The following is a 17,982-nucleotide window of genomic DNA, read 5'->3' on the forward strand; positions in this document are numbered from 1 at the left end:
GCATCAGGCCGCCGAACGTGTAGGTGGTTGCCGTCAAGACGGCGATGGTGATGTACGCGACGGGTGCGGCGGTGCCGGTGAAGAGCTCGCCAACCAGCGTCGGTGCATCGGCGAAATAGAAGATCCAGGCACCCCCCGTTGCCGCGCCTATGACCAGCCAGATAGCGTGTTTGGATACACGCAGCACAAGCTTGCGCGCGGCCCAGGGGCCGGCATCGAGTTTCATGCGCGCGTTGCGGTCGCCCTCGATCGCGCGCTCGACAACCAGAAACAGGTCGACCCATACGGTCTGTGGGCAGGTATAGCCGCACCAGGCCCGGCCGACAGTCGAGGTGATCAGGAAAAGGCCGATGCCGGCCATGACCAGCAGGCCGGCTACATAGTAGAATTCCTGCGGCCAAATCTCGATGAAAAAGAAGTAAAAGCGGCGATTGGCGAGATCGATCAGCACAGCCTGGTCGGGGGCAAACGGCCCCCGATCCCAACGCAGCCAAGGCGTCAGGTAGTAAATGCCCAGCGTGATTGCCATCACCAGCCACTTGAAGCGACGAAAGCTGCCTGAAGCGCGCTTCGGGAAGATCTTTTGACGCGCGGCATAAAGGGGCTTGCGGGTTTTGGCGGCATTGACAGTTTCTGTTTCGAGCCGTGTCAACTGCGTCTTGTCACGCACGTGCAACTCCACTTTCCCAGCCAATGTCAGGGGCACCTGTCGAAAAGCCTCGCGGTAGGACAGCCTTGCCGGGTTGTGCAGATCGCATTAGGAATGGTGTCGAGGCCCGGCTCACGCCGGGCCTCGTCCGCTTGGCAGGGGGGACCGAAGAATAGGGCTTCCATTCCTATTCTCCGCCGCCAAGCGAATGGACATAAACTGCAAGTTCCTTGACCTTGATTTCGCCGAGACGGCCAACCCAGGCCGGCATGATACCCTGCTTTGGCGCACGAACCTGGGCGGCGATGGCCGTCTCGCCGGACCCGTAAAGCCAGATCGCGTCGGTCAGGTCGGGGGCGCCGAATTCCCTGTTGCCTTTTGCATTGTCGCCGTGACAGGCGACGCAGTTCTCGGCAAAGACCTTGGCGCCGGGTTGGATCAGACTTGCATCGCGGACCTTGCCGGAAAGGCTGGCCACGTAGGCGCTGACTTGTGCGATCTGGTCGGCGGTGATGATGTCGCCGAAGGCCGGCATTTCTGACAGTCGCGTGTCCGGATCGGAAGCAAAGCGGAGGCCGTGCGTGATCGTCTGCTGGATCTGGTCGGGGCTGCCGCCCCACAGCCAGTCATCGTCATTCAGGTTGGGAAAGCCCTTCGATCCCTGAGCGCCGGAGCCGTGGCATTGCGTACAGTTGACCTTGAACGCGGCAGCCCCGGCAGCGACCGCGAATTCGCGCAAGTCATCGTCAGTCAAGATCTCCGAGACGCTCTTTGCCTGGATGGCTGCAACATACTTGCCATTGGCGGCCTCGGCCGCGGCAAGGTCGTTCTTGACGTCCTTACGGCTTGAATAGCCGAGCATGCCCTTGGTTGCCGAGGTCAGCATCGGCCATGCCGGGTATGCGGTCGTATAGACGAGCGCCCACGCTATGGTGACGTAGAAGGTAATCACCCACCATCGCGGCAGAGGATTGTTGAGCTCCCTGATGCCGTCCCATTCATGGCCGGTGGTTGAGACGCCGGAGACCTCATCGATGTGCTCGTCGCTCATGATCACTCGTCCTCGAGCGGAATGCGGGCAGCTTCGTCGGCCAGCCTTCGGCTGCCGGGGCGTAGGGCAAAGGCGATGCACCCCACGAAGAACAGCGCCATCGCAACCAGGCCCCAGCTGTCGGCAAACGCCCGCATCAAATTGTAGGTCATCAGCGTTCTCCTCAGCGGTAGCCGGCGGCTTCGTCGTAATTTTTGAAGTCGACCAGTGTGCCAAGCATCTGCAGGTAGGCGAGCAGGGCATCCATTTCGGTGACCTGTTGCGGGTTGCCGTCGAAGTCGCCGATCTTGGCTTTGGGGTAACGCGCCTCAAGGCCTGATGTGTCGGCATTGGGATCGGCCTGCGCCGCCAGATCCGCATTGGCGTGCGCGATCATGTCATCGGTGTAAGGGACGGCTACACGCCTGTTGGCGATCAGATGCGTCGAGAAATCCTTCACGTCGATCGGCGTGTCTTTCAGGAACCTATAGCTCGGCATGATCGATTCCGGCACCACCGAGCGCGGGTCGGTAAGATGCGCGACATGCCATGCATTCGAGTAGCGGTCGCCAACTCTGGCGAGATCCGGCCCGGTGCGCTTCGATCCCCACTGGAAGGGGTGATCGTACATGGACTCGGCCGCCAGGCTGTAGTGGCCATAGCGCTCAACTTCGTCGCGGAACGGCCTGATCATCTGGCTATGGCAGAGAAAGCAGCCCTCGCGCATATAGATGTTGCGCCCGACAAGTTCGAGCGGCGAATAGGGGCGCATGCCTTCCACCTTCTCGATCGTATTGTCGAGATAGAAGAGAGGCGCTATCTCGACGATACCGCCGACCGTCACCACGAGCAGCGAGCCAACGAGAAGAAGCGTGGCGTTCTTCTCGATGATTGCGTGTTTGTCCATCAAGCCCATCACCTGGCTCCTGATCGCGCAGGTCGGATGGCGACGGGGCTCGGCATCGGCTCCTCCTCGCGCTGGTGGCCGAGGATGGTCATGGTGATGTTCCAGGCCATGATCAGGGCGCCGGAGAGGTACATGGCCCCACCGATGGCGCGCATGACGTAGTATGGGTGCATGGCAGCGACGGTTTCGGCGAAGGAATAGACCAGGAAGCCCTGCTGGTCGTATTCACGCCACATCAGGCCCTGCATGATGCCTGACACCCACATGACCGAGGCGTAGACGACGATCCCGAGTGTCGCCAGCCAGAAGTGCCAGGTGACGAGCCGCAGCGAGTAGAGCCGGTGACGGTTCCAGAGCTTCGGCACCATGTAGTAGATTGCGCCGAACGAGATCATGCCAACCCAGCCGAGCGCGCCCGAATGGACGTGGCCGATGGTCCAGTCGGTATAATGCGACAGCGAATTAACCGCCCTGATCGCCATGATCGGGCCTTCGAAGGTCGACATGCCATAGAAGGCGACGGCCATCACCATCATGCGGATGATCGGATCGGTGCGCAGCTTGTCCCAGGCGCCGGACAGCGTCATCAGACCGTTGATCATGCCGCCCCATGACGGCATCCACAGCATGATCGAGAACGCCATGCCGAGCGTCTGCGCCCAGTCGGGCAAGGCGGTATAGTGCAGGTGATGCGGGCCAGCCCAGATGTAGAGAAAGATGATCGCCCAGAAATGGACGATCGACAGCCGGTACGAATAGACTGGCCGGTTCGCCTGCTTGGGCACAAAGTAATACATCATGCCGAGAAAGCCGGCGGTGAGGAAGAAGCCGACCGCGTTGTGGCCGTACCACCATTGCGTCAGCGCATCTTGGACACCGGAAAAGGCGGAGTAGCTCTTGGAGCCCAGGAACGAGACTGGCATCGACAGGTTGTTGACCACATGCAGCATCGCGATGGTCACGATGAAGGAGAGGTAGAACCAGTTGGCGACGTAGATGTGCGGTTCCTTGCGCTTGAAGATCGTGCCGAGGAACAGGATGAGATAAGCGACCCAGACGATGGTCAGCCAGACATCCACATACCATTCGGGTTCGGCGTATTCGCGGCCCTCGGTGATGCCGAGCAGATAGCCGGTCGCGGCCATGACGATGAAAAGCTGGTAGCCCCAGAAGACGAACCAGGCGAGATCACCGCCGAAGAGGCGGGCGCGGCAGGTGCGCTGCACGACATACAGAGACGTGCAAAGCAGCGCGTTGCCACCGAAGGCGAAGACGACACCGGATGTATGCAGCGGCCGCAAACGGCCGAAATTGAACCAGGGCTGGATGTTGAGATCGGGATAGGCGAGCTGAAGCGCGATCACCACGCCGACCAGCATGCCGACGACACCCCAGAACACGGTGGCGATCGCGCCGTAGCGGATCGGACCGTCCATGTGAGCGGATGGGTCGATCGGAGCTGCTGGCTTGAACTCCGTGTTGCGCAACAGGATCGCAGTGAAACCAGCCACTGCGAAGAACAACACCCACATATGTCGGCGGAAAGGTTCATCCACGCCGAAGCCGGCGGCCACCAGGGCCGCAAAAGCGAACACGCTTAGAAGGACGATCTCTATGCCGAATTTCATTGCAGATCCCGATCTCGAATCTGGTGGATGCCAAATCCGCAGCGCACTAATTGCGCAGCCGCCGCCCCCTCGCCCTGATCTATGTCAGGCCGCACGATTTTGTGTCGGCGGCGCAATCAGCAGGTGGCGAATGAACGAGGAACGCAGCGCGGGCTCACCCCCTCATGGACAAGGGAGGCGTTCCCTGGGTTGGGCGGGCGCAGACGCGATCGATTGAGGCGAAAGCTGAGGCTCTGGGACGCGTTGGATGCTATTGCCGATGCCCTACCAAACGTTGTTCGAATCCCATTGGAAACGAACGCGATCGTTCGGCCGAGCCGTGGCAGCTTAAGGACCGTGCTTCGCCGGTATGTGCCGAAATACACCTGGCGATTGGTCATCGTCCCTATCAAAGCCCGAAAGCTGTCACGACCGTGACGCCGCTTCTTCGAAGGCGCGGCGACATCGCATTAGAAGGCAAACACGGCCCGCCCCGGAGCCATGCGACATGGGCCTGGCCGCTTAGGGCCGCTCGCGTCCGCCGCCACAGCGCTTCTCCAGACGGCTTATGCTGTCCACCGTCACATGGCGTGCGTTCTCAATCCGAATCACCCCGTCAGCCCGCAATCGCGTCAGTTGGCGGCTCACGGTTTCGTTGGTAATTCCAAGGAAATCAGAGATTTCGGCACGCGTCAGCGGCAGATCGAAGGACGCTGACCTGGAAGCCGCGTCGAGACTGGAATCGATATTCCGGGCCATCATGAGGAGAAAACTCGCCACCTTTTCCGGAGCTGTCTTGCGCCCCAGCGTCACCATCCACTCGCGCGCCTCATCGAGTTCATTCAGCGTCTGTTTGAGCAGGCGATGCTCGAATTCCCGTGACGCCTTCATCATCCGTTCGACGGCCGCTCGCGGAAACGAGCACAGCGTGACTGCTGTTGCCGCTTCCGCATTGATCGAGCTTTCCACCTTGAAAGGACGTCCCAGAAAATCCGGTGCAAACTGGAGACCGACGATCTGCTGGCGCCCATCCGACAGGCTCTTTGATAGCTTTACCACGCCTGAAAGCACGTTCGAGTAGCTGTCGACGTTCTGTGCCTCGCCGGTCAACTCCATTCCTGACTCGATCCGGCGACGCGAGCAAGTCTTGGCGAGCCCAACCAAATTGTCTGGATCGAGCGCACCGCAGACACCGCGACGCCGTGCCTCGCAAGGGAGGCAAAGAACAGGAATGCCGGAAGTATGAATGTCTTGCCGAAAGGTCATGCGTTCGCTTTACCCGATCCTAACTGCCGGCAGGATACCCATCCAGGGTAGAGAAGTCCTGCGGCGGTTTGTCCATGCGCGCGGCTGATCGAGATCAGGGTCTGCTTCAGCGATGCGTGCAGTGTTCGGCGGGCAACACGGTGAACGCGAGATGCAATCGGAAATAGCTGTCAAACTCAGCGAGAACGTCCCACGCTACACCAGCTATCCGACGGCGCCGCATTTCCATTCCGGGGTCGATGCTGCCATTTACCGTGGCTGGTTGGAGGCGCTGGAAAGTGGCGACGAAATCTCGCTGTATTTGCACATTCCTTACTGCGACAAGCTCTGCTGGTTCTGCGCCTGCCACACCAAGCAGACGCACCAATATGAGCCGGTGGCCGCTTATCTGCGCTCGCTGAATGCCGAAATCGTCACGATTGCCGGTCTGGTGAGCGGCAAGGCACATGTCCGTGCAATCCACTTCGGTGGCGGTTCGCCAACGATGCTGAGGCCCGATGACATGGTTGCTCTTGGAGCGGCCTTGCGGGACAGCTTCGACCTTCTCCCGGATGCTACGGTCAGCATCGAAATCGGAACCAACGACATGGACAAGGCGCGCCTTGATGCGCTTGCTCAAATCGGCGTAACGCGGGCGAGCCTCGGCGTGCAGGATTTCGATCCGCAAGTGCAAAAAGCAATTAATCGTGAGCAAAGTTTTTTGCAGACCAAGGCAGTCGTCGACGGGGTTCGTTCGCGGGGCGTTGAATCGGTCAATCTGGACCTGCTCTACGGGCTCCCGAATCAGACACGCGAGACGATCTGTTCCACGGTGGCGCAGGCACTGACCTTGGAACCAGACCGGATGGCTCTGTTCGGCTACGCACATGTGCCCTGGTTCAAGAAGCATCAGACGATGATCGACGAGGCATGGCTGCCGAGTCCCACCGAGCGTTTCGCCCAATCTCAACTCGCGGCGCGGGCAATTGTCGCCAAGGGATATGAGGCAATAGGACTCGATCATTTCGCGAAGCCCGACGATGCGCTGGCCATAGCGGCCCGCGCAGGGGTTTTGCATCGCAATTTTCAGGGCTACACCGAGGATCGCTGCCCGACACTGATCGGACTTGGCCCTTCGTCCATCGGTCGTTTTCGCCAAGGCTACGTGCAGAACATGGCTTCGACTGCCGGGTACGGGCGCATGGTTGCGGATGGCGGGTTGGCTGCCGTCCGGGGCGTTGCCCTTTCCGACGACGATCGCGTCCGTGGCTGGATAATCGAGCGGCTGATGTGTGATTTTGCCTTCTCGGCAGTCGATCTGGTGGAGCGGTTCGGCAAAGCCGGCGAGAAGCTCCTTCATCGCTCGAGGTCCATCGCCCTCCACGATCCTGCCCAAGCGCTTGAATTCGATGGCGACAGTTTCGTCGTACGGGCTGAAAGTCGCCCCTTCGTTCGAACCATCGCGGCCAAGTTCGATACATATTTCAAAGGGGGAACGGCGAGGCACTCGGTGGCGGTCTGAGCAAAGCATAGTGCGCTCGCCGTTTGGTCGATCGCGAACCAGCTGCGTTTCATTTTGACCGCTCATAGGCGACTACCGCATCCAATCGAAAATGCAAACTTAGGCTGTTGCGCGGTATTTCCTTCCACATCCTCTCTTACGCATACCTGCATTCCAAGGTGTTTGATCCTATGCTTCGCGAGGAGCAGGTAGGCCGCGACAGCTAGGCAATGTTCCAGCTGCCTCTAGCGGAGGAGTCACGACTTTTCGGCAAGCTCCGTCGGCAGACCTTCTTTTCTGGCCTTGGCAAAGGCTCGGTCGCCTTCCAGAAACGCCGCCAGCATGAAAGGGATGAGTTCTGCCACGGTTTCAGACTGACGATAGGTCTGACGGTAAAGTGCAGCATACTCCTTGAGTGTTTGGCCCAGCTCCGCGCTGACGGTAATGGTGATCTTCGAAGCTGTTCGGTCTGGAAGCTTTCCAAGTTTCAGGTCAGCCATGGTAACTCCTGCTCAACTCGCGTATGGCCGCAGCACGATGTCCTTGTGCACGATGACGCGCAGTGGCCAACCTGGGCGGACGATGATGGTGGGCTGGATATTGAGGTTTTTTTCGGTGATGCGCTGGCCGGCTCGACTGGCGTTCTGCTGGGCTGATTCCCGGATCGCCTTGACCAGATCGCTCTCGTTTTCGCCGAGGCTGAATTCCGTGCCGACACCGAGCAATGTGGCAAGCGCCACCCCCTTGATCAGCTGCCAGGCGTGGAAATCGACTTTGTCTTCCAGCCCTGCGTAGCCGGCGGTGTCGCTCGCGGGCAGATTGTCGATTTCGACCGACGAGCCGTCGGGCAGCAGAATGCGCTGCCAGACCAGCAGCGCTCGCTTTTGCCCGAACGCGACGACGCTGTCGTAGACGCCGATAAGACGTGAGCCCTGCGGAATCAGCAATATGTTGCCCGTGACCGTGTCGTGCACATTCTCGGTGACTTGCGCGACGACAAGGCCCGGCAAATCGGAATTGATGCCGGTGATCAGGCTGGCGGCAATCACGCTGCCAGCCATCAGTTGATACGGCGAGATCGGCGTCTGCAGCGCATGCGGATTGTAGATCCCGCCAGTGCTCCGCTGGCTGAGGAAATCAAGCTTTCGCTGCTGATTGTTCTGGTCGCTTTCCGCCGGCGCCACCGAGGCTGACGCGCGTGCTGCTTCGGATTGGGGAAGTGCCTCAAATGGATGCTGAGCAGTTTGCACGCTCTCACCGACATCTGTCTGTTGAGCTCGATTTTCGACGCGGAAAAGCACCTGCGATTCACGCGCTTCGATCGCCTGCTGCGCTAGACGCTGCTCCTCGGCCGAGATGTCTTGGCCCGGCACGATGCCGAGCTGGCGCTGCCGCTCGAGGATGGGGCGACCGAGGTCGCCCGGCAAAGGTGGCCCAAGGACGGGAGACTTCGGCTTCATGCCGGAATAGTCATGGGGAAGCGTATCGAGTCCCTCGACGGTTGGTTTGCGCTCAGTGCTGTAGAGATCTTCCGCCTGATCCCTGATGCGAAGGGCCGGCCCCTGGAGCGCCATCATGGCAACGCCGAACACAGCGCCGGATCCGAGCGCTGCGATCGCGATGATCACACCGCGCCTGAACCGCACCACGCGGCGGGGAGAGGCCCGAAGCTGCAGTTCCTCGGGATCCAGTTTCGGCGGGATGCCAGAGCGGGAATTTTCGATCATGAGCCCTCACCTCACCGGCTGGAACGCGAAAAGAGCGAGATCCGCCGTAGCGGTTGCCTGTCGTCAATCCTGCTGATGCGGATCACCTGCTGCTGCTTGGTGCCGAGGCGAAGTTCGGCCGCGGCGAAGAGCCGATCGACGATGTAATAGTTGCCGCGCACGCGATAGTTGACGAGCTCGCTGCTCCCATCTGCGCCGACGATGAAGAGTGGTGGCGCCTCGCCCTGATCTATGCGACGAGGGAACTCAATATAGACCTTGCTGCCGTCGTCGAAGGCTCGCGTCGGTCTCCAGGGCGGTGTGTCGCCACTGATCGAGTAGCGAAAGCGAAGGTTTTCGAGCGCGATATTCGACGCGACCGGTGTAACTGCCTCGGCTTGAGCATTGCGCTGGCGAAGCGCGATGATCTGGTCTTGGCTGTAGGTCCAGGAGATTGCCGCCATTGCTGTCTTCTCGGTGCTTTGAAGCTGCAAATGATAGGTCCGCCGGTCCGTCGTAATGACGACATTGGTGGCAAGACCCGGCGCGAAGGGTTTCACCAGAACATGGGTGCGCTGATTGTCACCGGTGCCGCTTGCAGTATCGCCTATGACCCAGCGCACGGTGTCGCCAGCCGACACGGCGGTTAGTTTCTCGCCCGGCTGCAGAGCGATGTCGGTCACGCGCTCCGGCGCGGCATAGAGCTGATAAAGCGCGCCATCGGTGAAGGGGTAGACTTGCACGGCATTAACATACCCGTACTTGGTGGGTTGCTGGGTCGCGGCTTTGTTGGCATCAGCGACGCGTTCTTCAGGGGGGCGCTTGTCCTCGGCCTTGCCGGGCTCGGGCTGCAATTGGTTTGGCCAGGCAGCGGCAGTGGTTTTGGCACCTCGACAATTCTAATCGGCCTCTCCGGCGCCTTCTCGATCGCGGCCGGTTTGAAGTCAGCAGCGTCATAGGAAATCTCAGGCGGCGGCACCTTCTTCGATGCACAAGCGGAAACGACCGCTGCCGACACCGATAGGATCAGCACGGCACGAATCGGTGACATTTTATCTTTCATTGGTGGACTCCGTCGGAGAAAGGGGGGGTGGGACGGCGCTGTCGAGCTCGCGTGACCAGTCAATGGCGTTGATGAAGACGCCGAGCGGATTCTTGCGCAGCTGATCCGTATTGCTTGGCGAGCGGATCACGATCGTGAGGATCGCAGTCCAGCGCATCGTGCTGGCAAGGCTTCCGCGCTCAAACACCTGCTCGGTCCATTTGACCTGGAATGAACTTTCGGAGGCCCTGACCACGCTGGTGACCTGTACCGAGACACTGCGCGTTCCGATCTGACCGAAGGGGTCGTTCGCCTTGGCGTATTCGTTGAGGAAGAGCGCTGCGCGATCGCTAGCAAAGTCGTACGCTGCCAACCAGTTCTGCCGTACCAAAACCGGATCGGTGGAAACGGAACGGACATTCTGGATGAAGCGGCCGAGATGCCAGGCGATCTGAGCATCCGAGGGCTCATAATTCCGGATTGCCGGCGCGACGGCGCGCGTCTCGCCGAAGCCATCGACCTCGACGACGTAAGGCACGACACGGCTTTGCATCGACTGCCATACGAGTCCGCCGGAAAGTCCGGTCGCCAAGGCCAGGCACCCAAGGGCCATGAGCCGCCAGTTCCTGGCCTGCAGTCGAGATGAGCCGATGCGCTCGTCCCACAGCTGGGCGGCTTTTTGATACGGCGTGACCGGTTCGGGTGTTTTGCCGTAACGGTGCACGGGTCGCTTGAAGAGCATCTAGTCATCCTTGTCGTTGAGAGAGGGGTTGGCGCTGCCTCCCGGCCGGTCTCCGTCTCGGACAGCTTGCATGGCAGCGTGGCGATGTGCACGGGCGGTCTGTTCAGAACGTAGGCGCCTTGCCCACGTCGGCGCCGAAACAGTGGCCGAACCGGCAGAGCGTTCGGTCATTGACGCGGTCGGCGTGCCGCCGGTCGCGGTCCACGCGGCATCGCGCCCGGCATCGGCGTTGCGCCCAACACTTGCAGTGGCGGATCGCGCTACGCGTATAGCGGCGCCGCCAGCGGCACTGGTTACACCATGCATTCCAGCAGCCACACCGGAGAGGCCAACGTCGGGCGAGGTTGCGCGCCCGATCTGCCAGGAGGTGGAAGCAGCCGATCCCATTGTTGTGCCGGCGCGGATGGCGGCGAGACCGCCGCTGGTTGCCATACGCGCGCCAGAAAATGCCGTGCCTCCAGCAACGAGTGATACACCCGCTGCCGCCGCGGTCGTGCCGAGGGCGGCGCCCGCGCCAAGCTGCGGTGCGCCTGAGACAAGACCCGACGCGATCCCCGGCCCAAAAATGCCAAGGCCAAGCAGTGCCAGTGCGCCCAGTACCTGGGACATGGCAGCGGCCAGATCCGGCTCCTTGCCTCGCAATGCGGAAGCGAACTCCCCGAAGAGCGTGGAGCCGATGCCGACAATGACGGCGAGCACCATCACCTTGATGCCTGACGAGATAACATGGCCGAGCACGCGTTCGGCCAGGAACGCTGAACGGTTCCAAAGTGCGAATGGAACCAAAACAAAACCTGCCAGCGTGGTGAGCTTGAACTCAAGGATGGTGATGAAAAGCTGGATGGAAAGGATGAAGAAGGCGATGATGACCAGGAACCAAGCCATCAGCAGCACGAAGATGGTCAGTGCGTTGCCGAAGATTTCCGGGAAGCCCAGGAGCTGACTGGCTTGGTCAAGCATTGGCCAAGCACCTTCGAAACCGGTCGCGGCAATGCGGCCCGGGCGCAGGAGATTGTCTGCCGACAGATTGCCGGCCGACGCATTAATCCCGAGACCGGCAAAAGAACGATAAATGATATCGGCGAGGTTCTTGAAATTGTTCAGGATGAAGGCGAAGACGCCAACATAGAGCACCTTGCGGACAAGCCGGCCGAGAACGCTGGTCTCCTCGCCGAGCGCCCACGCCAGGCCGGCAAGTGTGATGTCAATGCCGATCAGAATGGTAGTGAGGAAGGCGACGTCACCCGAGAGCAGACCGAACCCGCTGTCGATGTAGCGGATGAAGGTCTCCATGAAGCGATCGATGACGCCAAGGTCGTTCATGCCGCTGCCTTCCTCGTCGTGATGAACTCGTGATTAATTGCCGGGATAAGCCGAGCCGGTACCCAAGAATCGCTTCGTCATCTCGCGGGCGGCTTCCTCTGACTGGGCCTTGCGGGCGGCATCCTCGGCCTCAGCTCGAAACTGCGTTGCGAGCAGCGTCTGGATCTGCATCTGCTGCTTTGTCGAAAGCGCCATCAGCTGGTTGGTGGCCTGGCTTGCCTGAAGCGCACCGGCCGCCCCTTGGCTGCGGTTGACGAGATCGGCGAGCAGATCGCCGTCGGCGCGGACGTTCTCGACGATTTGCGACTGGACCCCCATGGTCTGGCGGAACGCCTGCATGGCGCTTTGCCAACGCTCGCGCGCAGCACTCGCCACATCGCTGACCTTGATCGTGGCGTCGTAGCTTTCCGGATATTGGCTGCGCCACTGGTCTTGAAGCTTGCCCAGATCAAAGCTGAGGCCACTCGCCTGGTCCATCAAGCCGTCGATGCGATGGAGCGAACCGGTGAGTTGGCCAACGGAAGAGAAATCCAGACGCTGAAGATTGCGCGCCATGTTCTGCAGCATGGTCGCCTGATTCTGCAGCGACTGGATCTGGTTGTTGATCTGCTCCAATGCGCGCGCGGCCGTCAGCACGTTCTGCGCATAATTGGACGGATCGAACACGATAAGGGCGTAGGCGGGCTGCACATAGTCGGCCATAGGCTTGGCGATCAGGGAAACGGTGATCAGGCCGGAGAGAAGGCGTCGCCGCATCATGCTAATTGCTCCTTGTCTGGTTGAGGGAATTGCTTGAGAAGTTCGCCGGCCCAATCGAGGCCGCGCGCGATCAGGAACTGCGAGGCAAAGCTGCCTTGCCCGTCTTCGGACAGGATCCTGTCGATCAGAGTCTGCGTGGCCGGATCGGAAGCACCGCAAAGCGCAAGAGCGATGGGGCCAAGCCCGAGCTCGAACAGACGGTTGCCGCGGCGCGATTGCAGATAATACTGACGCTTCGGCGTGGCGCGGGCGATCAATTCGATCTGCCGCTCGCTTAAACCGAAGCGTTCGTAGGCTGTGCGCGCCTGGGGTTCCACGGCACGATCATTGGGAAGGAAAATGCGCTGCGGGCAGCTTTCGATGATTGCCGGCGCTATGGCAGAGCCCGCGATATCAGCCAGCGACTGCGTAGCGAAGACAACCGACACGTTCTTCTTTCGCAGCACCTTCAGCCATTCGCGGATGCGGGCGGCGAACAGCGGATTGTCGAGATAGACCCACGCCTCGTCGAGCATGATCAGCGTGGGCCGTCCGTCGAACCGTTCCTCAAGTCGCTGGAACAGATAGGTAAGCACCGGCAGCAAAGCGCCTTGGCTGTGCATCAGCTCCTCGGTCTCGAAACACTGCACATCCGACAAGGCCAGCCCATCATGATCGGCATCGAGCAGGCGGCCGAAGGGACCGTCGAGCGTGTAGGGCATCAATGCGGACTTCAGCGCATTGGATTGAAGCAGGACCGAAAGGCCGGTCAGTGTGCGTTCCTGCGCCGGCGCGGTGGCAAGGCTGGCCAGCGCTGACCAGATAGCCTCCTTCACCTCCGGCGTGACGGTGACGTTCTCGTGGGCAATAAGGCTGGCGATCCATTCGGCCGCCCAGCTTCGGCTAGCCTGGTCGTTGATGCTGCGCAGTGGCTGAAAGGCAAGGGAACCGTCCGCTCCTAGCGCGTGGTGTTCTCCACCCATGGCAAGTGTTGCAGCACGGGCCGAATTGCCTTTGTCGAAGACATAAACCTGGGCGCCGGCATAGCGCCTGAACTGCAGAGCAATCAGAGCAAGCAGAACCGACTTGCCGGCGCCGGTCGGACCAACAGCCAGCATGTGGCCGACATCTTCGACGTGGGTGGAAAGCCGAAACGGTGTCGACCCGCTGGTCTCGGCAACGAGAAGCGGTGGCGCTTCGGTTTGGGTGACTTTCGCGAGATACTCGTTTGTCGCAGGACCGGCCCAAACCGACGACAGCGGCATGAGATGGGCAAGGTTCAAAGTATGAACGAGCGGTTGGCGAACGTTAGCGTAGACATGGCCAGGCAATGAGCCGAGCCAAGCCTCGACCGCATTGACGCCTTCTCGGATCGTGGTGAAACCGATCCCATTGATGATGCGCTCGACCGCGCGAAGCTTCTCTGCAGCGGCTTGGCGATCCTCGCCCCACACCGTCACGGTCGTGGTGAGATAGCCGAAGCTCACATGATCGCCGCCCAATGCCTGAAGGGCTTCGTCGGCGTCGAGCGCCTTGTTGTCGGCATCGCTGTCGACAAGCGGGACCGGCTCGTTGGTAATGACCTCGCGTAGGATTGCCACGATCGATTTGCGCTTGGCAAACCACTGCCGGCGCAACCGCGTCAGCGTCTTCGTGGCTTCCGTTTTCTCGAGCGGAATGAAGCGCGTCATCCAGCGATAGGCGAAATCCTGATGATTGAGGGCATCGAGGATCCCGGGCCGGGTGAGGTTTGGAAAGCCGAGGATGGTCAGTGTGCGAAGATGCTGCTCACCCAGCATCGGCTCCAGGCCACCGGTAAGCGGCGCATCGACCAGGATGGCATCCAGATACATCGGCGTTTCCGGGGCCATGATAGGATGGCGGCGAGGCGAAATCGTGCCGTGGAGGTAGGTCAACGTCTGAGCATCATCGAGGACGCGTACTTCGGACATGAAACCCGAGAAGAGATCGAGCACGCGGTTGGTCTCGTCACGGAACCTCGCCAGATCCTGGCGCCAGTCTCTTTCTCCTTGGGAATAATGAGAGTCGACGAGCGCGCTTTCTGCGCGCGCCTTGGCGTCCGGCGGTGGCATAAACACCAAGGTCAGATGATAGCGGCTCTCGTAGTGCGCTACCTTCCCCTCGAAAGCAGCGCGGCGTTCTTCGTCGACCAGCCACGACGCGGCGTCAGGAAAATGCGAGTTCGGATAGCCCAGCGCTTCTATGCGCTCGGCCTCAAAGAACAATGCCCAGCCAGAGCCAAGGCGTCTGAGAGCATTGTTCGCCCGGGCGCAAATGCCGACGAGTTCAGCCTCCGTCGCACTTTCGAGATCCGGGCCGCGGAACCGCAACGTCCGCTGAAAGCTGCCGTCCTTGTTGAGCACGATGCCGGGCGCCACCAAGGCAGCCCAGGGTAGATGGTCGGCAAGCCGGTCGGCTTTGCTTCGATATTCCGAAAGGTTCAGCATGCAAGCCACCCCTTCAGACGTAGGTGGCGCACAAGCACGCTGGCGAAGTCCGGATCGCGTCTTGCGGCAAAGACCGCTAACGAATGGCCCGCGATCCAAAGCACCAGACCAGCAATCCATTGCTGCAAGCCGAAGCCAATGGCCGCGGCCACTGTACCGTTGAGGATCGCCACCGCGCGCGGAGCCCCGCCGAGCAGGATCGGCTCGGTCAGCGCCCGGTGGACCGGTACTGCGAAGCCCTCGATATGCTGCTCCCCGGCGGCCATCAGACGAGCGCCCCACCACCGAAGGAGAAGAAGGAGAGGAAGAAGCTCGATGCCGCGAAGGCGATCGACAGACCGAAGACGATCTGAATCAGGCGCCGAAAACCACCGGCGGTGTCGCCGAAGGCAAGCGTCAGGCCGGTGGTGATAATGATGATCACCGCAACGATCTTGGCGACCGGTCCCTGCACGGACTCCAGGATCTGCTGCAGCGGCTGCTCCCACGGCATGCCGGAGCCGGCCGCATAAACCGGGGCCGTGATAAGAAACGCGAGCGCTGTGGACGAAAGAAAGCGAAGCTTCTTGCGCATGAGGAAGGCCTTTCAAAGCTGCTGGAGTTGCGAAAGCGTGAGCGGGGCAACGGCGTAATCGCCGCTGCCGTCGAGACCGGTGACCTCGGCGATTGCGTCGATGTGGCGCGACGAGCCGCGTCCCGCTATAAAGACGATCAGATCTATCGCCTCAGCGATGAGCCGGCGGGGAACGGTGACCACCGCTTCCTGGGCGAGTTGCTCAATGCGATAGAGAGCCGAGCGCGCGGAATTGGCGTGTACGGTAGCGATGCCGCCTGGGTGTCCGGTGTTCCATGCCTTCAGCATGTCGAGCGCTTCCGCGCCCCTCACCTCGCCCACGATGATGCGGTCCGGCCTGAGCCTCAGCGTCGAGCGCACGAGATCGGCAAGGGTGACCGAGCCCCGCCTCGTTCTCAGGGCAACGCAGTCCCTGGCCGCGCACTGCAGTTCGCGTGTGTCCTCGATCAGGATCACCCGATCGTCGCATTCGGCGACTTCAGCCAGCAGAGCGTTGGCGAGTGTTGTCTTCCCCGAGGAAGTGCCGCCGGCGATCAGCATGTTGCGCCGCTCGCGGACGGCCTTTTTCAGCGCATCGGCCTGCAGCGGCAGCATGATGCGTTCGGCAACATAGTCGGCCAGGGTGTAGACTTTCGCGGCGGGCTTGCGGATGGCAAAACATGGCGCCAACACCACAGGTGGCAGCAGGCCTTCGAAGCGTTCGCCAGACGGCAATTCGGCACTGACGATCGGGTTGTCGGCGTGCGCCTCGGCGCGCACGTGCGAAGCAACCAGGCGGATGATACGTTCTGCCTCGGACGGGTGCATGTGAACGTCGGTATCGACCCGACCTTCGCCTAACCGGTCGAGTCGCAGCGCGCCGTCGGGATTGACCATCACCTCGATGACGGACGGATCGGCCAGGGCTTCGGTGATTGCCGGACCCATGGCGGTGCGCAGCATGACACGCCGCCGGTGGTCGGCCTCGGGATGAGAGCTCATCCTTCCCCTCCCCCACCATTGTCTTTGCTAAGCGACTTTTTGCCGGAAGCGATCTGGCGGCCGACCTTCTCAACGAATTTCTCGAAACGCTCTTGGGCAATAGCCTGCGTTGCCCGATCCGGGACCGGCGTGTGGGCATGAAGGGTGATCGAAAAGCGGATGAAGAGCGCCAGGCTCTCCAGGATCACCTCGGAATCGCGCCTGACGTGGGCAAGGTCGCGGGAGAGCCGGTCAAGCCTTACGCCGTAGCGCCGATCGAACTCGCTCTCGCCACGCCGCTCGATGAACGCCTCGATCGCCTTCGCCACGATCGCTGATTTGGTCGTTGACGGATCGCGACTGAGGTTGTCCAGTTTCTCGCTGAGCTCCGGCTCAAGCAGAAACTGATGGCGAATGCGGTGCGGCTTCATGCGGCTCGTTCCGACGGCCCGGCGTTGCGCCGGCGACGGGAGAAGCATCGGCCAGACGCTCAAAATCGCTTATGGCCGTTATCTACGCTGAGGTGCGCTCTGCAACTCAGCGGACTTCAGAAGCCGGGAATGACATCGTCGCCCCTGCCCTCGTTGATACCGTAGGCGCGGGCCGCAGTGGAAATCCGATCCATGACACGCTTGTCCGCGAGCGCTTCGCTGTCATCGTCTGCGGGCTTGTACAGATCGGCCTGATCGGGCTCTTGAGAGACAACAACGTCTTCTTCGGGCAGGCTTGGATGGCGTTGCTGCTGAACGCCTCCCTCGTCTTCAACTGGCGCGTCGGCGCTTTCCTCGTCCGCAGCAAGTCGGCTATCGACGCTGCACACTTGTCCAGTCCAGCCGTCCGGGCGTGATGCAGGGCAGTCCGCATAGGGCCCGTCGTGCAGCACCGGCGCAGGCAGCACCCGATCTGTGAAATTCTGATCCTGATAATAGCGCAGCTTCTTGGCGCGGATCGGCGGCAACCCAGAAACCAGGACCAATTCGTCTGACGGCGGCAATTGCATCACCTCGCCTGGCGTCAGGAGCGGGCGCGCGGTTTCCTGGCGGCTCACCATGACATGTGAAAGCCAGGGCGCAAGCCGATGGCCCGCATAGTTGCGCATCGACCTAAGTTCGGTTGCGGTGCCGAGGGCATCCGAGATGCGCTTGGCCGTGCGTTCGTCATTGGAGGAAAAGGCAATTCGCACGTGGCAATTGTCGAGAATAGCATTGTTCTCGCCATAGGCCTTTGAAACCTGGTTCAAAGATTGTGCGATCAGATAGGAGCGAATGCCATAACCTGCCATGAAGGCGAGCGCCGTTTCGAAGAAGTCGAGGCGACCGAGCGCCGGAAACTCGTCCAGCATCATGAGCAGCTGATGCTTACGGCTCTTCTTCGGGTCCCCCTCCAGACGCTCCGTCAACCGCCTGCCGATCTGGTTCAAGATCAGTCGCACCAAAGGCTTGGTGCGCGAGATATCCGAAGGCGGCACGACCAGATAGAGCGACAGCGGT

At 60.9% G+C, this 17,982-nt stretch carries 17 protein-coding genes and 2 pseudogenes; 1 reads left to right on the forward strand and 18 read right to left on the reverse strand.

Annotated elements, in window-relative coordinates; translation table 11 throughout:
- From E5W87_RS05490 to E5W87_RS05515, 6 genes are all read right to left on the reverse strand, one after another.
- Positions 1 to 670: 4Fe-4S binding protein (locus E5W87_RS05490; RefSeq protein WP_292394775.1), on the reverse strand; the 670-nt coding region annotated here is incomplete at its 3' end.
- A 166-nt stretch (positions 671 to 836) separates the two neighbouring features.
- Positions 837 to 1,700, reverse strand: coding sequence for a cytochrome-c oxidase, cbb3-type subunit III (gene ccoP, locus E5W87_RS05495; protein ID WP_292225009.1), 864 nt, complete (start codon positions 1,698 to 1,700; stop codon positions 837 to 839).
- Positions 1,701 to 1,702: 2 nt separating this feature from the next.
- The gene (locus tag E5W87_RS05500; RefSeq protein ID WP_024502864.1) at positions 1,703 to 1,852 is read right to left on the reverse strand and encodes a cbb3-type cytochrome c oxidase subunit 3; all 150 of its coding nucleotides are present in this window, start codon (positions 1,850 to 1,852) and stop codon (positions 1,703 to 1,705) included.
- A gap of 11 nt (positions 1,853 to 1,863) precedes the next feature.
- Positions 1,864 to 2,595 (reverse strand): cytochrome-c oxidase, cbb3-type subunit II, encoded by a 732-nt coding sequence (gene ccoO, locus E5W87_RS05505; RefSeq protein WP_292225012.1) that lies wholly within the window; start codon positions 2,593 to 2,595, stop codon positions 1,864 to 1,866.
- A complete protein-coding gene (ccoN, locus tag E5W87_RS05510) occupies positions 2,595 to 4,214 on the reverse strand; it encodes a cytochrome-c oxidase, cbb3-type subunit I (RefSeq protein ID WP_292394777.1) in 1,620 nt (539 codons plus the stop codon). Before ccoN ends, ccoO begins: the two co-directional genes overlap by 1 nt.
- A 501-nt stretch (positions 4,215 to 4,715) precedes the next feature.
- A complete protein-coding gene (locus tag E5W87_RS05515) occupies positions 4,716 to 5,459 on the reverse strand; it encodes a Crp/Fnr family transcriptional regulator (protein WP_126105062.1) in 744 nt (247 codons plus the stop codon).
- 151 nt (positions 5,460 to 5,610) lie between these two features.
- Between E5W87_RS05515 and hemN the strand changes: the two genes are divergently transcribed.
- Positions 5,611 to 6,960, forward strand: coding sequence for an oxygen-independent coproporphyrinogen III oxidase (gene hemN, locus E5W87_RS05520; protein ID WP_292394827.1), 1,350 nt, complete (start codon positions 5,611 to 5,613; stop codon positions 6,958 to 6,960).
- A 236-nt stretch (positions 6,961 to 7,196) separates the two neighbouring features.
- Here the strand turns inward: hemN and E5W87_RS05525 are convergent, their stop codons facing one another.
- The 12 genes and pseudogenes from E5W87_RS05525 to E5W87_RS05580 all read right to left on the reverse strand — a co-directional run.
- A complete protein-coding gene (locus E5W87_RS05525) occupies positions 7,197 to 7,439 on the reverse strand; it encodes a DUF2274 domain-containing protein (protein ID WP_029354949.1) in 243 nt (80 codons plus the stop codon).
- Between the two features lie 12 nt (positions 7,440 to 7,451).
- Complete coding sequence (locus tag E5W87_RS05530) at positions 7,452 to 8,666, reverse strand: TrbI/VirB10 family protein (RefSeq protein WP_292394780.1); 1,215 nt, start codon at positions 8,664 to 8,666, stop codon at positions 7,452 to 7,454.
- Between the two features lie 11 nt (positions 8,667 to 8,677).
- Positions 8,678 to 9,696 (reverse strand): annotated as a pseudogene (trbG, locus tag E5W87_RS05535) (P-type conjugative transfer protein TrbG).
- A 1-nt stretch (position 9,697) separates the two neighbouring features.
- Positions 9,698 to 10,429, reverse strand: a complete 732-nt coding sequence (trbF, locus tag E5W87_RS05540; protein WP_029354943.1) for a conjugal transfer protein TrbF — start codon at positions 10,427 to 10,429, stop codon at positions 9,698 to 9,700.
- Positions 10,430 to 11,752: a P-type conjugative transfer protein TrbL gene (gene trbL / locus E5W87_RS05545; RefSeq protein WP_292225023.1), complete on the reverse strand. Its 1,323-nt coding sequence runs from the start codon at positions 11,750 to 11,752 to the stop codon at positions 10,430 to 10,432.
- A gap of 33 nt (positions 11,753 to 11,785) precedes the next feature.
- Positions 11,786 to 12,511: a P-type conjugative transfer protein TrbJ gene (gene trbJ, locus E5W87_RS05550; RefSeq protein WP_292225062.1), complete on the reverse strand. Its 726-nt coding sequence runs from the start codon at positions 12,509 to 12,511 to the stop codon at positions 11,786 to 11,788.
- A complete protein-coding gene (trbE, locus tag E5W87_RS05555) occupies positions 12,508 to 14,958 on the reverse strand; it encodes a conjugal transfer protein TrbE (RefSeq protein WP_292394783.1) in 2,451 nt (816 codons plus the stop codon). The genes trbJ and trbE overlap by 4 nt, the downstream gene beginning before the upstream one ends.
- Positions 14,952 to 15,224, reverse strand: a complete 273-nt coding sequence (locus E5W87_RS05560) for a VirB3 family type IV secretion system protein (RefSeq protein WP_024502852.1) — start codon at positions 15,222 to 15,224, stop codon at positions 14,952 to 14,954. Before E5W87_RS05560 ends, trbE begins: the two co-directional genes overlap by 7 nt.
- The gene (locus E5W87_RS05565) at positions 15,224 to 15,532 is read right to left on the reverse strand and encodes a TrbC/VirB2 family protein (RefSeq protein WP_024502851.1); all 309 of its coding nucleotides are present in this window, start codon (positions 15,530 to 15,532) and stop codon (positions 15,224 to 15,226) included. The genes E5W87_RS05560 and E5W87_RS05565 overlap by 1 nt, the downstream gene beginning before the upstream one ends.
- A 12-nt stretch (positions 15,533 to 15,544) precedes the next feature.
- On the reverse strand, positions 15,545 to 16,513 hold the full coding sequence (gene trbB / locus E5W87_RS05570; RefSeq protein ID WP_024502850.1) for a P-type conjugative transfer ATPase TrbB: 969 nt from the start codon (positions 16,511 to 16,513) through the stop codon (positions 15,545 to 15,547).
- Positions 16,510 to 16,923, reverse strand: a complete 414-nt coding sequence (locus E5W87_RS05575) for a CopG family transcriptional regulator (protein WP_095488561.1) — start codon at positions 16,921 to 16,923, stop codon at positions 16,510 to 16,512. The genes trbB and E5W87_RS05575 overlap by 4 nt, the downstream gene beginning before the upstream one ends.
- A 116-nt stretch (positions 16,924 to 17,039) precedes the next feature.
- A pseudogene (locus tag E5W87_RS05580) lies at positions 17,040 to 17,982 on the reverse strand (type IV secretory system conjugative DNA transfer family protein); the annotation flags it as partial.

Origin of the sequence: Mesorhizobium sp. (assembly GCF_004962925.1) — a bacterium.
In the GTDB taxonomy this organism is placed as follows: domain Bacteria; phylum Pseudomonadota; class Alphaproteobacteria; order Rhizobiales; family Rhizobiaceae; genus Mesorhizobium.

Excerpts from the sequence above, each read along its gene's own strand:
- E5W87_RS05530 (WP_292394780.1), bottom strand. The coding sequence starts at position 8,666 with ATGATCGAAAATTCCCGCTCTGGCATCCCGCCGAAACTGGATCCCGAG.
- trbB (WP_024502850.1), bottom strand. The coding sequence starts at position 16,513 with ATGAGCTCTCATCCCGAGGCCGACCACCGGCGGCGTGTCATGCTGCGC.
- ccoP (WP_292225009.1), bottom strand. The coding sequence starts at position 1,700 with ATGAGCGACGAGCACATCGATGAGGTCTCCGGCGTCTCAACCACCGGC.
- E5W87_RS05515 (WP_126105062.1), bottom strand. The coding sequence starts at position 5,459 with ATGACCTTTCGGCAAGACATTCATACTTCCGGCATTCCTGTTCTTTGC.
- trbE (WP_292394783.1), bottom strand. The coding sequence starts at position 14,958 with ATGCTGAACCTTTCGGAATATCGAAGCAAAGCCGACCGGCTTGCCGAC.
- ccoO (WP_292225012.1), bottom strand. The coding sequence starts at position 2,595 with ATGGGCTTGATGGACAAACACGCAATCATCGAGAAGAACGCCACGCTT.
- E5W87_RS05565 (WP_024502851.1), bottom strand. The coding sequence starts at position 15,532 with ATGCGCAAGAAGCTTCGCTTTCTTTCGTCCACAGCGCTCGCGTTTCTT.
- ccoN (WP_292394777.1), bottom strand. The coding sequence starts at position 4,214 with ATGAAATTCGGCATAGAGATCGTCCTTCTAAGCGTGTTCGCTTTTGCG.
- E5W87_RS05500 (WP_024502864.1), bottom strand. The coding sequence starts at position 1,852 with ATGACCTACAATTTGATGCGGGCGTTTGCCGACAGCTGGGGCCTGGTT.
- hemN (WP_292394827.1), top strand. The coding sequence starts at position 5,611 with ATGCAATCGGAAATAGCTGTCAAACTCAGCGAGAACGTCCCACGCTAC.
- E5W87_RS05575 (WP_095488561.1), bottom strand. The coding sequence starts at position 16,923 with ATGAAGCCGCACCGCATTCGCCATCAGTTTCTGCTTGAGCCGGAGCTC.
- trbF (WP_029354943.1), bottom strand. The coding sequence starts at position 10,429 with ATGCTCTTCAAGCGACCCGTGCACCGTTACGGCAAAACACCCGAACCG.
- E5W87_RS05560 (WP_024502852.1), bottom strand. The coding sequence starts at position 15,224 with ATGGCCGCCGGGGAGCAGCATATCGAGGGCTTCGCAGTACCGGTCCAC.
- trbL (WP_292225023.1), bottom strand. The coding sequence starts at position 11,752 with ATGAACGACCTTGGCGTCATCGATCGCTTCATGGAGACCTTCATCCGC.
- E5W87_RS05525 (WP_029354949.1), bottom strand. The coding sequence starts at position 7,439 with ATGGCTGACCTGAAACTTGGAAAGCTTCCAGACCGAACAGCTTCGAAG.
- trbJ (WP_292225062.1), bottom strand. The coding sequence starts at position 12,511 with ATGATGCGGCGACGCCTTCTCTCCGGCCTGATCACCGTTTCCCTGATC.